This window comes from Streptomyces sp. NPDC107471 (assembly GCF_055582845.1).
In genome coordinates this window covers 22840-35437 of sequence record NZ_JBVJPC010000022.1, presented here as the reverse complement: position 1 = coordinate 35437, position 12598 = coordinate 22840, and the positions used below count along the sequence as shown (strand labels likewise).

10 protein-coding genes are annotated in these 12598 nt (G+C 69.9%); 4 read left to right on the top strand and 6 right to left on the bottom strand.

Going from position 1 to position 12598, the window contains the following annotated elements; translation table 11 throughout:
- The first annotated feature begins 193 nt into the window (after positions 1-193).
- A complete protein-coding gene (locus tag ACZ66S_RS40170) occupies positions 194-388 on the top strand; it encodes a ubiquitin-like domain-containing protein (RefSeq protein WP_469906539.1) in 195 nt (64 codons plus the stop codon).
- Between the two features lie 311 nt (positions 389-699).
- On the opposite strand, the gene ACZ66S_RS40165 is transcribed toward ACZ66S_RS40170, so the two are convergent.
- The 3 genes from ACZ66S_RS40165 to ACZ66S_RS40155 all read right to left on the bottom strand — a co-directional run bounded on the left by ACZ66S_RS40165 (position 700) and on the right by ACZ66S_RS40155 (position 3132).
- Positions 700-906: a hypothetical protein gene (locus ACZ66S_RS40165; protein ID WP_469906538.1), complete on the bottom strand. Its 207-nt coding sequence runs from the start codon at positions 904-906 to the stop codon at positions 700-702.
- 181 nt (positions 907-1087) lie between these two features.
- A complete protein-coding gene (locus ACZ66S_RS40160) occupies positions 1088-1408 on the bottom strand; it encodes a hypothetical protein (RefSeq protein ID WP_469906540.1) in 321 nt (106 codons plus the stop codon).
- Positions 1409-1923: 515 nt separating this feature from the next.
- Positions 1924-3132, bottom strand: a complete 1209-nt coding sequence (locus ACZ66S_RS40155) for an ROK family transcriptional regulator (protein ID WP_469906537.1) — start codon at positions 3130-3132, stop codon at positions 1924-1926.
- Between the two features lie 233 nt (positions 3133-3365).
- Between ACZ66S_RS40155 and ACZ66S_RS40150 the strand changes: the two genes are divergently transcribed.
- Positions 3366-6821 (top strand): glycosyl hydrolase, encoded by a 3456-nt coding sequence (locus ACZ66S_RS40150; RefSeq protein ID WP_469906536.1) that lies wholly within the window; start codon positions 3366-3368, stop codon positions 6819-6821.
- Between the two features lie 66 nt (positions 6822-6887).
- Here the strand turns inward: ACZ66S_RS40150 and ACZ66S_RS40145 are convergent, their stop codons facing one another.
- Positions 6888-8378, bottom strand: coding sequence for an MFS transporter (locus ACZ66S_RS40145; RefSeq protein WP_469906535.1), 1491 nt, complete (start codon positions 8376-8378; stop codon positions 6888-6890).
- A gap of 335 nt (positions 8379-8713) precedes the next feature.
- On the opposite strand from ACZ66S_RS40145, the gene ACZ66S_RS40140 reads away from it, so the two are divergent.
- On the top strand, positions 8714-9517 hold the full coding sequence (locus tag ACZ66S_RS40140) for an MFS transporter (protein WP_469906534.1): 804 nt from the start codon (positions 8714-8716) through the stop codon (positions 9515-9517).
- Between the two features lie 19 nt (positions 9518-9536).
- Here the strand turns inward: ACZ66S_RS40140 and ACZ66S_RS40135 are convergent, their stop codons facing one another.
- Complete coding sequence (locus ACZ66S_RS40135; RefSeq protein ID WP_469906533.1) at positions 9537-10136, bottom strand: TetR/AcrR family transcriptional regulator; 600 nt, start codon at positions 10134-10136, stop codon at positions 9537-9539.
- A gap of 114 nt (positions 10137-10250) precedes the next feature.
- The gene (locus ACZ66S_RS40130; protein ID WP_469906532.1) at positions 10251-11150 is read right to left on the bottom strand and encodes a LysR family transcriptional regulator; all 900 of its coding nucleotides are present in this window, start codon (positions 11148-11150) and stop codon (positions 10251-10253) included.
- A 193-nt stretch (positions 11151-11343) separates the two neighbouring features.
- Here ACZ66S_RS40130 and ACZ66S_RS40125 point away from each other — a divergent pair, with 193 nt between their 5' ends.
- Complete coding sequence (locus tag ACZ66S_RS40125) at positions 11344-12564, top strand: FAD-dependent oxidoreductase (RefSeq protein ID WP_469906531.1); 1221 nt, start codon at positions 11344-11346, stop codon at positions 12562-12564.
- The last annotated feature ends 34 nt before the right edge of the window (positions 12565-12598 follow it).

Below are 12598 nucleotides of genomic sequence, written 5' to 3'. Positions count from 1 at the left end.
ACACCTCCCTCAACGGCGCGGGAGCCTTGGGCGTTGCGGTCCTCATCCCGACTCGGCCTGGGTCACTCGATCAGTGGCCACTCTGAAAGAGCTCAGTGACTTGGGACGCCGCCGGTGACGGTGTGGCACCTGTTTCGCGGTGCCTGAGCAGTGGAAGGGCTGATCGGTACTTCTTCGCTCCTTGGAGGACTTCATGCCTGAAGATTTTGAAGACGTCCCTGAGCCTGACGACCTCCCCACCGACGACACTGTCGACGAGACCGGGGTTGACCCCAAGGACATCGAATTGGTCATGGCCCAGGTTGGTTGTTCCAGGGCGAAGGCGGTCAGGGCCTTGCAAGAGAGCGGCGGCGACCTCATCAACGCGATCATGGCGGCCAGCGAGTAGTTGTCGCGCTGCGACTGTGATTGGTCAGCTTTGTCGACGAGTCCGGGCGGAGTCGGGGTACAGCAGATCCCGGCCAGAACGATCAGGCTCGGCTAGCACGTCGGCTGCACGGTCTGCTGAGGTCCGCGGAAAGATCACCGGGCGGGTTCCTGGATGGCTACGGTCTGTTTCGTGCCCGTGGAGGTGAAACAACGGAGGTGGCCACCCGAGTCTCACCCGGCTGGCCACCGCGCCGTACGGGCCGTGATGGAAGGCCGCGAAGCGCCCGGGATTTCTTACCTGCGGAGGGCTTCGCGTGGAGGCTTGGCCTGCTAGAGGGGGATGATCGAAATAATGTTCTCCGCGATCGTCTCGACGAGTCCCTGAAGCGGAAGCAGCAGGGCCGTCGCGAGCGGCACGTCCAGCAACGGGGGAGACGAGAGAGGTGAGGTGCTGGGGGCTGCGTAGGCGGGGGTCGCGACGAGAAGGGTGCCGGCGGTCAGGGTGAGCGCCGTGACAGCGCGTCGGATGATCTTCATGCCTGGTCAACGATCACCACAGGCCAAGGGAGACGGCCGACCGGGTTGTCGTTCCCTGCAAGGCGATTCTCTCCTCCCCATGTTGCATTCCATGCAACATGGGGGCATCACGATGCCGCTTCCGTGAAGACCCAGCTCAGCAGAGGCAGGGTTCCTCGTGGACATCGTCAAGAGCTGGCGGTTAGTCCGGTTCTCCGAGCTTCGGCACGTCCATCGGATGCATCTCGGCTCGAATTCGGTGCCAGCGTACGGGGTGACGCCACCGGCCGGAGGCATTGCGGGCGACGTCGACGCCGACTTCCACCACCAGCTCGGGTTTCACCAGCGTGACGTTCAGCGTCTCCCGGCTGCTCCAGCCGGCGGAGAATGACCAGCCTGTCCAGGGGTGGCCGCGTCGGCCCGGACCGAGCAGGGCGGCGACCGTGCCGCTCGTCGCCCGGGCGAGAGTGGTGGTGCGGCCGGTGTACTGCAGGCGGCCGTCATCGTCGTACCGGCCGAGCAGCAGGCTGCTAGGGGTGGTCAGGGAACCGGTGACCGCGCCGACGATCGCCTCGGTCGTCTCACGCCGACTTCCCGGATGCGGTCGGCGGCACCGCGGAAAGCCCCACCTTCTCCTGTGCCGCCGCCGAGCGGTGGCTGCACGCCCACGACAAGATTCCCCAGACCACCCCGACCGAGCCCGCCACCCTCACCTTCGAAGGCGGCCGGACGAGTTCGGCTATCTGCTCGACCTGGTCGCACGCAAGGAGAGAGAACCGGGCGACGACCTGCTGAGCCGACTGGCCCCCGCTCGGGCATCAGGGGCACCGGCTCCCTCGCCCTTGCGATCACTTTCCACGGCCGGCACGGTCCCGGCAGTCGGCATCGTGCTGATCTCCGGCATCGACGAGTTCACGTTCGAGTGCCGCGCGCGGGCCGGCTTGGCCGGCCCTGCGTCACGCGTCTTCCAGGGCGATCGTCGCGTCGGTCCGGGCTGGGCCCGCGCGCGCCGGCGCTCACGCCGTCTCGGCCCGGCCTTCACCGCCCCGCCGACAACTTCCAACGGTCCGCGAGCGCCCGGCCGCCGATGAAGGCGGCATCGTCCTGGCGCATGCCCGGGACGACGGTGAGCGCCCTCGCCAGGGTGGCGGGCAGTGTCTGGTGGACGGCCTCAAGAAGCCCGTCGATGACCGGGGCCGTCGCCGGGCCCAGGACGGGGTCGATGACGACGGTCTCGGGGTTGAGCATGAGCAGGCCGCCGGCGATCGCCATGCCGACGGTCCGGCCGAGATCGGTGAGCACACCGCGGACCGTCGGGTCTCCCTGGACGGCGAGGGCGACGACGTCGAAGAGATCGAGGTCCTCGCCGTAGCGTGGGCGGAGCACGTCCAGCAGGTGCCGCGCGTTCGCGACGGTACCGAGGCAGCCGCGCCCTCCGCAGGCGCAGAGCATGCCGTGCGGGTCGACGCGGATGTGCCCGATCTCCCCGGCGGCGCCCAGGGCGCCCCGCAGGACGTGTCCTTGTACGACCACTGCTCCCGCGACAATGTCTCCCAGGCGCAGGTACAGGACGCTGTGCCGGCCGCGGGCGGCTCCTGCGCTCGCCTCTCCCAGAGCGGCGAGGTTGATGAGGTTCTCGACGTGGGTCGGGACATCGAACCTGTGCGCCAGGGCGGCCGCCAGGTCGGTGGTGAGCCAGGCGGGGTACTCGTCGATCCCGTAGTAACCGGGCACGTCCTCTCCGAGGAGGGTGACGCCGTGGTCCTGCCGGTAGGGCTGGGGGACGCCGAGGACCAGGTGGGAAACCTGCTGGACCGGGTCCCGCCCCTTCACCGCGGTCAGCAGGCGTTCGACCTCCACGGCCGGATCGGTGCAGGTCCACCATCGGAACGGCTCCCTCGCCACCGGTGTGTGCCGTACGCCGTCCGGGCCGACCTCGCAGACCGCGATGTCCTCGTGGGTGATGAGGACGACGAGGACGCCGTTGGGGGCGTCGGGCAGGTGAAGGGCGTCGGCGGTGGGGCCGCGGTGTCGTGCTTCTGCGGTCCGCTGTCCGTCCGGGAGGCGGCCGGATGTCTCCTTCTGCGTCAGCAGGCCGCGGGCGAGCAGGCGTGCCGCCGCGCCGCTGACGGTCCGCCTCGGGATGCCGGACAGCTCCGTCAGTTCTGCCCGGGTGAGCGGGCCGTGCGCCGCGATCAGCTCGATGAGGCGGCGTTCGGAAGCGCGTGGGGCGGGTGGGGTGGGCACCTCGGGATGCTAAGCGGCCGCAGAGCAACCTGGCCAGGATGGCCAGGTAAGTGACGCAACCGTGGCCCACCAGGGCGTTGACGGGCGGATTCGGCCACCGAAGGATGGCGGCCTAGCACCCACCTCTTCGCGGCCCGGCCGGACAAAGCGCAGGACACCCGCCTTTTGAAACGTTTCATCACGGGTGCCCTCTGATCCTGGCCGCGACTTCAATGACCCGATGGAGAGTCACCATGCCGACGAACCGCAGGAACTTCCTCAAGAAGGCGGCCGGCGCCGCCGCCCTGGGCGCGAGCGGAGGGTTCATCGGCTCCGCAGGTACCGCCGCCGCGGCCGGCGGCGCCCCGCCGGACCTGTCCCACCTGGGGACTCTCCGCGCGGCGGACGCCTCGTCGGCCCTCGCCGGCTCCGGTCTGCTGAACGGCTTCGGGAAGCCGCCCGCCGAAGCGCTGCCGCGGGTGTGGTGGCACTGGATGGACGGCAACATCTCCAAGGCTGGGATCGCCAAGGACCTGGAGTGGTTCCGCGAGGCCGGCGTCGGCGGCTTGGTGAACTTCGACGGCGGTTTCGGATTGAAGCAGATCGTCGATCCGCCGGTCACCTACCAGTCCGTCGAGTGGCGCGACGCCTTCAAGTTCGCCATGGAGAAGGCCGCCGACCTGGGTCTGGAGGCCGGGGTGGCGGCCTCGCCGGGATGGTCGGAGACGGGCGGGCCCTGGGTCGCCGCCGAGGACGGCATGAAGAAGGTGGTCTGGTCCGAGACCTGGGTCGATGGGGGCCGCACCGTCCAGGTGACCTTGCCGGAGCCGACGGACGTCGCCGGGCCCTTCAAGGACTATCCGGGTGAGGCGGACGTCCGCTACTACAAGGACGCCCGGGTCTTCGCCTACCGTGTCGCCGACGGCGCCCGGCCGCAGAGCGAGCTGAAGCCGCTGATGTACGCCTCCGCCACCAAGGCGTCGGCGACCGCCCCGGTGGTCAGCGGCGGCAGCAAGGGCGTGAAACTCGACAGTGCCAAGCTCTCCAGCGGCTCGCTGAAGGACATCACCAACCTCGCCCCGCCCACCGCAGACGAACCGACCTGGGTCCGGGTCGAGTTCCCCCGCGCCGTCACTGTCACCGGTCTGAGCATCGCCGCCGGGACCTCGGCCGCGCTCCAGGACGTCACCGAGTACGGCACGGTGGTCGAGGTCTGGGCGAGCAAGGACAACCGCACCTACCGCCAGGTGGCTGAGGGCGTCTGCGGCGACGAGCAGCGCACCCTGTTCCTGCCGCGCACCGAGGCCCGCTACTTCAAGGTCGTCCTCAAGGCCCCGGGCAAGCCTGCCGAGGTGCCGTACTACCTGCCCCAGCCCACCGGCACCGAGCCCGTCCCGCTGCGCTCCCTGGTCCTGCGGACCGCGCCGACCGTGCACCGCTTCGAGGCCAAGGCGGGCTTCGTCCAGGCACCGGACTACTACCAGATCGACACCCCAGAGGAGGGCTCGGCGAAGGCCGTCGTCACCTCCCAGGTGATCGACCTGACCGACGAGATGGACGCCAGGGGCCGGCTGCGCTGGAAGGCCCCGCGCGGCACCTGGGTCGTGGTCCGGTTCGGCGCCGGTCTCACCGGCCACCAGAACGGTCCCACCACCGAGGCGGCCACCGGCCTGGAGGTCGACAAGCTCGACGCCAAGCGGGTCCGGGCCTACCTCACCACCTACCTGGACAGCCTGGAGAAAGCGACGGGGAAGGAGGCGATCGGCACCCGCGGTCTGACCGCCCTGCTCAACGACAGCTACGAGGCCGGTCCGCAGAACTGGACCGACGACATCCTCAAGGAGTTCCGCACCCGGCGCGGCTACGACGCCGGCCCCTACCTGCCCGCGCTCACCGGCACGACGGTCGGCGGACCCGCCGAGTCGGACCGCTTCCTGTGGGACTGGCGGCAGACCATCGGCGAACTGCTCGCCGAGAACCACTACGCCGTCGTCCACGAGGTCGCCCACGAACGCGGCCTCAAGCTCACCTACGCCGAGGCTCAGGAGAGCAGCCGCGCCATCACCGCCGACGACATGGACATCCGGCGCCACGCCGACATCCCCATGGGCGCCAGCGGCAACCCGTGCGCGCCCGGCGACCGCCTCGGGGAGCGCTACCTCGTCGACATGCGGGGCGCGGCCAGCGTCGCCAACATCTACGGCCGGGACTTCGTCGCCTGCGAGGCGTTCACCTTCGGCGCGCGCCACCTGATGCCGGGCGACCTGAAGCCGACCGCCGACCAGATCCTGCTCTCCGGCGTCACCCGATTCATGATCCACACCTCCGCGCACCAGCCCCAGGACAAGGGCCCCGGCGTCACCCTCGGCGGCATCGGCTGGTTCTTCACCCGCAACGAGACCTGGGCGGACCACGCCAAGCCCTTCACCACGTACCTCGCCCGCTGCTCGTACGTCCTTTCCCAGGGCAAGGCGGTCAAGGACGTCGCCTACTTCTACGGCCAGGAGGCCCCCGCCCCCGCGCTCTGGGGGCCCAGCCGCAGCCGGTCGGACATCCCGCTGGGCCACGACTTCGACTATGTCAACGCGGACGTGCTGCTCAACCGGCTCTCGGTCGAGGACGGCCGGCTCGTCACCCGTACCGGAATGTCCTACGAACTGCTGTACCTCGGCGGCGCCTCGGAGCGGATGACCGTGCGGGTGCTGCGGAAGATCGCCGCGCTGGTGGAGGCCGGCGCCGCGGTCGCCGGGACCCGGCCGGTGGCCAGCCCGAGCCTGGCCGACAGCGACAAGGAGTTCCGCGCCCTGGTGCGCAGGCTGTGGGGCGTTGAGGACGAGCAGGACCGGGTGGTCGGCGCGGGAAGGGTGTTCGGCGACGTACGGGCCGAGGAGGCGCTGTCCGCCCTCGGTGTCGTCAAGGACTGGGACTACGCCTTCGATGCCGACGACCCGCTGGGCTGGATCCACCGCACGACCGACGGCGCCGACGTCTACTACGTTGTCAACCGGCGGGCGGTGCGCACCGCCCTGGACGTGAAGCTGCGGGCGACCGGCAAGGCCGTCGAACTGTGGGACCCGGTCACCGGCGGCGTCAGCGCGGCAACCTTCCGGACCGAGCGGGGACGCACCGTCCTCTCTCTCGATCTCGGCCCGTCCGAGGCCCGGTTCGTCGTCGTCGCGCACGGCACCGCGAGCAAGGGCACCGCCAAGGCCGCCGCCCGCCGGGTCGTCGGTGTGATGGAAGGGGGCTGGAAGGTCGCCTTCCAGCAGGAGCGCGGGGCGCCCGCGTCCGTCGCACTGGACTTCCTCCAGAGCCTGTCGCAGCACCCGGAGGCGGGCGTGCGCTACTTCTCGGGCACGGCCACGTACACCAAGACCTACCAGGCGCCCGACCGCATCAGTGGTGGACGGGTCTGGCTGGACCTCGGCGAGGTGCACGACATCGCGCAGGTGAAGGTGAACGGCGCCGACGCGGGGACGGTGTGGTGCGCGCCGTACCGGGTCGACGTCACCGACGCCCTCCGGTCCGGGGCCAACAAGATCGAGGTCGAGGTCACCAACAGCTGGTACAACCGGATGATCGGGGACCTGCAGCCGGAGACGAAGGCCCCCGTCACCACCTTCGTGGGCCAGTTGTGGGACCTGACCGCGGCCAGTGCGCTGGAGCCCGCCGGCCTGGTCGGGCCCGTCCGGGTGGAGGTGGTGGAGTGACGGTCGGCTGAGAACGAGGCGGGGTGCCCGGTCGGTCCGACCCGGCACCCCCTCCAGGACTCCCGCCTACATGTGGACGGCGGGCGCCGCCGACTCGTCGTGCCGGGGCACTCCGCGCTGGTAGAGCAGCACGGTCGCCACGAGTCCGACGGCGAAGATGGCGGCCGTCCAGCCGTAGGTGGCCGAGTAGCTCTCCACGGACGCCTGCGCGATCGCCGCCGGGTTGTTGCCCGGGTGTGAGGCCAGGTAGTCGGCCGAGGCGCTGGAGGCGATCGTGGTGAGCAGGGCGGTGCCGATGGAACCGCCAACCTGCTGCATGGTGTTGACACCCGCGGAGGCTACGCCGGCGTCGTGGTGGGCCACGCCGGACACCGCGAGGTTCATGGCGGTGGCCATGATCAGACCCATGCCGAAGCCGGTCACCACGAGCTGCGGCAGGACGTGCGTGGCATAGGAACTGCCGACCCCGAGGGTGGTCATCCACAGCAGACCGAGGGCGCCGATGGCCATACCGGCCGGCACCACGGGCTTGGGGCCGATACGGGGCACTAGCATGTTGGTGGCCAGGATGGTGCCGGTCATCATCGCGCCGACCATGGGCAGGAACGCCAGACCGGTCTTGACCGGCGTGAAGCCCATGATGATCTGCATGTAGTAGGTCAGGAACAGGAACACACCGAACATCGCGGCGCCGATCAGCAGCACCGAGACAAAGTACGCGCCGCGATTGCGGTCCGCGAGGACGCGCAGCGGCAGCAGCGGGTGCGCCGCCCGGGTCTGCCACCAGGTGAACACGCCGAGCAACACCACGCCGGCCGCGAGGAAGCCCCAGGTCTGCGCTGAACCCCAGCTGTGGGACTCGGCGTTGGAGAAGCCGTAGACAAGGCCGAACAGACCGGCGGAGACCAGGATGGTGCCGGGGACGTCGAGGGCGACGTCACGGTTGCGTCCGTCGTGCTTCAGCAGCATGAAGGCGCCGACGAACGCCACGACGGCGAAGGCGACGTTGACGTACAGCGTCCAGCGCCAGGTGAGGTACTCGGTGAGCAGTCCGCCGAGCAGCAGACCGATGGCGCCGCCGGCCCCCGCGATGGCCCCGAAGACGCTGAACGCCTTGGCGCGGTCTTTGGGGTCGGTGAAAGTGGTGGTGAGCAGGGAGAGCGCGGCGGGGGCGAGCAGGGCGCCGAACAGGCCCTGGAGCACGCGGGCGGCCACCAGCAGTTCCAGGCTGGGGGCCGCGCCGCCGATGGCGGAGGCCACGGCGAAGCCGACCAGACCGATGAGGAAGGTGACCTTGCGGCCGAACAGGTCGGCTATGCGCCCGCCGAGTAGCAGCAGGCTGCCGAAGGCGAGGGAGTAGGCAGTGATGACCCACTGCCGGGCGCCGTCGGAGAAGCCGAGGTCGGCCTGGGCGGTGGGCAGCGCGATGTTCACGATGGTCGCGTCGAGCACCACCATGAGCTGCGCGATGCCGACGAAGGCCAGGACCCACCAGCGGTGGTCGGCCGGGCGCGCGCCCGCCGGGGCGGGTGCCCGGGTTGCAGTGGACTGCGACACGGAGTGCTCCTGAGAAGTCGAGGGTGTGCGCGGCGGTGAGTGCCCGGACCCCGCGCGAAGATGAAACGGAATCGTTCCATCCACCATAGGGGTGACCGGGGATGAAACGCAAACGTTCCATCCCCGGTCACCCGGGGTTTCTCTCCAGGCAGTCGCCGGGTCCGCCCTGGTGGGGCGGGTCGGACCGGCCCGCCCGGTTCTCCAGGAACGCTTTTTTCTTTCCGTTTCCCCGAATTCAGTGAGTGGGAAAAAGGCCCGCGCCGACGTATTGACTCGCATTCTGTCGACGAATCTATAGTGCCGCCCACTGCCTTTCCTGCGACGAAGGAGTCGTTGTGACTGTCGATCCCGCATGGTCGTACTCCCCGCTGCCCGAAACCGGAAAAGTGCGAAAGGCACTGGCTCTGTTCGCCTGGAACCTGCCCGGTCTGCTGCTGGTCGTCTGCGCGGTGTCCGGCGGAAAGCTGGAACCGCGCATCGTGGCCGACCTGCCCACGTCCCACGAGGACTGGCTCTCCCTGACTTTCGTGCTGGCCACCTTGCTGGGATGCCCGGCGGCCATCAGAATCGGCGAATTGTACGGAAAACGGCGATCCGTTGAGGTGGTCTGCGCGGTTGGCGTGGCGGGCCAGCTCGTCACCCTCGCCGCTCCGGATTTCGGCGTGGCACTGGCCGGGCACGCCTTGGCCGGCCTCTACGTGGCGGTCGGCCCGGTCAGCCTGTTCGCGCTCGGGGACTGCTTTCCGGGGCGCCGTAACTTCGTCCTGTGCGTCCTGGCGGTGATCGTGATGAGTGCGGCAACGGCGGCACTCACCACGGCCGTCACCCCGGCGCTGCTGGATGCGGTCGGTTGGCGCGGCATGTCGGCCCTGCTGGCCGGGCTGATCGCCGTCGCGGCCTTGCTGCTGCGGACGGTGCCGCGCCACCCGGCGACGGACGTCCGCTTCGCCGAGGTGGGCCTGGCCGCCCGGCTGCTGGACGGCGCTGGTCCGGCGCTGCTCGTCACCGGGCTGGTGATGGGCGCCAAGTGGGGGTGGAGCTCGCCGTTCGTGCTGACGGCCCTCGGCGTCGGTGCCGGCTTGGTCGCCCTGCTGGTGCTGCGCGGGGTGCGCGGGAAGGCGGCGGCCGTGGCGGTCTGAACGGGGGCCGGGGTGCCGGTCAGGTGTGCAGCAGGGCCGGCATCACCCAGTGGTCGACGAACCGGGACAGGTAGTCCGACTCCAGCAGGGTGCCGTCGAGCGCGGGGCGGCTCATCACCAGGCTTCGTATGGTCTGCGGCAGGAACTCGGCCGCCGCGGGCCGGTGGGTCAGCTCCCCGCGCTCGACCGCCCGGTCGATGAACCGCATGACGTGCTCGGTGTCCGGCTGGAACAGCGCCGTCTGCACCGCGGCGGCCAGCTCGTCGTCGGTGAGGATGGCGTGGCTCAGGGCCGCGTAAAGTCGGCTGTCCTCGGTGGCGTGCCGGGCCAGGCGCTCGGCCACCGTGATCAGGTCGCCCCGCAGACTGCCGGTGTCCACCTCCGTGGGCCGCACCGGTCCGCTGCTGCGGACCGCCGCCGAGACGAGCCCGGCCTTGGTGTGCCAGAGCCGGTATAGCGTCGCCTTGCTGCAGTGGGCGCGCGTCGCCACGTCGTCCATGGACAGTGCCTCGTAACCGGTGTCGCTGAGCGCCCGGAGGGTGGCCGCCAGCACCTCCCGCTCGCGCTCCGCGGTGACCCGCGGGCGTTTGACGGGGGCAGCGGCATCGTCCGTAGCCACAGACGCCTCCTGAATGAAGTGGAACGGTCCCGCACGCAAACTAGGCCGGTGTTCGATGGAACGCAAGTGTTTCATCGAGTGCTCGGGTGTGTGGCGTCCCGGCCGGTACGGGGCTCAGGACTGTTCCACGACGCGTCCCGCCCGCGAAGCCATCGCGCGCAGCCAGGTGTGCGCGGGGTCCCGCTCGTGGGCGGGGTGCCACCACAGGGACTCCAGGAGGTCACCCAGCTCGAAGGGCAGATCGGCGATGGTCACGCCCTGGCCGGCCGGGTGCAGCCGGGCGACCCGCTCCGGCATCAGGCCGATGCGGTCGGTGCCGCGCACCAGATGGGGCACGGACAGGAAGTCCTCCGTGGCGACCGAGGTCCGTATGCGTACCCCCTCCTGAGTCAGCCGCGGCATCGTGGACAGCGCCGAGAAGGGGTGCTGGTAGGCGAAGACCCAGGGGCGCCTGGACAGTTCCTCCCGGTCCAGCGGCCGCTCGGCGGTGTCGGAGGAGACCACGCAGACCCAGCGGTCCCGGTACAGCTGCAGCATGGGCATGTTCACCAGGACGCCCTGCGGCAGCACGATAGCGTCCACGGCGCGCAGCAAGTCGGAGGCCCGGTGCACAAACTGGGCCGTGCTGTGGTGGAAGGTCAGCCGCACCCGGGGGGCCTCCTCCTGGATCAGGTCGGCCAGCACCCGGCCGAAGACCGGCAGATGGCAGTCGGCCACCACCAGCGTGAACTCGTGTTCCGACTCCGCCGGATCGAAGTCGGCGCGGGTCTGGAAGACCCGGTCGGTCCAGCTCAAGGCGAGGGAGGTCTGCTCGGCGAGGCGTTCGCCTAGAGCGGTCAACTGGTAGGAGTTGCCCACCCGGGTCAGCAGCTCGTCGTCGAAGTGCCGGCGCAGCCGGGCCAGGGCGGCGCTCAGGCTGGGCTGACTGAGTCCCAGGCGCTGCGCGGCCCGGGTCACGCTGCGTTCCTGCAGCAGAGCGTCCATGAAGACGAGCAGGTTGAGGTCCGGGCTCACGTCCCACCCCTCCATGTGGCATCAGCTTCATCTATAACGGACATCAGCGAATTCAGCTTCCCTGATGAAATTCGGCCCGGCAAGACTAGGGCACCGCGAGCCCAGGGACACAGCCGCACCTGGCTCCGCGTTCTCGGCAGGGCGCTGGCCCGCCGTACCGACGCGTTGAAAGTCACGAAGGGCAGGGACGCCGATGTCGTCGTTTCACGTTCTCATCGCTGGCGGAGGAATCGGGGGCCTCTGTCTGGCACAAGGTCTGAAGAAGACCGGAATAAGCTGCGCCGTTTATGAGGCGACCCCCGGCGTCCTGCGCACCGGATTCCGGCTGCACATGAACGCCACCGGCGGCGGCGCGCTCAAGGAGTGCCTCCCGGAAAACCTCTACGAGCTGTACATGCAGACCTCGCGGATCAAACCGCGCCGCGAATTGTTCGTCATGCTGGACGACCAGTGCCAGGAACTCGGCACCCGCCCGCACATCGGACCGCCCAACGACCCCGACCGCCCGCACACCGCGGTCAACCGGCGCACGCTGCGCCAGATCATGCACACCGGCCTGGAGGACATCGTCCACTTCGGTCACACGGTCACCGGCTACGAGGAGGACGGCGACAAGGTCCGGCTGCTCTTCGCCGACGGCACCTCCGCCACCGGGGACCTGCTGATCGCCGCGGACGGACTGCACTCACCGGTCCGCCGTCAGCGACTGCCGGAGGTCCCCACGGTCGACACCGGCATGCGCTCCGTCGCGGCCTGCGTCCCGCTCACCGACGACCTGGTCGCCACCCTGCCCGACGCCCTGTTCGACGGCTTCGTGCTGGCTGGCTCGGCGGACGGGGTCAACTTCTCCTTCGGCGCCTGGCAGCCGCGCCGCCCGGTCGCCGAGGCGGTCGCGGACCTCGCCCCGGGCGCGGACATCGACCACGTCGAGTCGTACATGATGGTGCACTGCGGATTCCAGGAGGGCAGCCCCTACCTGGCCGGCATCCCCGACCTGTGGAAGGCCACTCCCGAGGAACTGCACCCGGTCATGCGCGAGGCCGTCCGCGGCTGGCACCCCGGCGTGGTCGAACTGGTCGAGCACGCCGACAAGTCCACCCTCGCGCCCATGTCGGTACGCCGCCTGGAGCCCGTCGACACCTGGGAGACCGGACGCGTCACCTTCCTCGGCGACGCCATCCACGCGATGCCGCCCTCCTTCGGTTCCGGCGCCAACACCGCGCTGCGCGACGCGTCGGCCCTGGCCGGCGCCCTGGACCGAACGGTCAGCGGCGGCGACCTGCTCCAGGAGATTGCCGCCTACGAGGAGGGCATGCGCGCCGAGGTCTGGCCGATCTTCCGCGCCTCGGCCGACCCGCGCTCCTTCAACCAGGCCGACTTCCTGCCGGACGACGTCCCCGTCGCCAACCGCTGACACCGACACCCACCCCCGTACACACCTTTCTGGA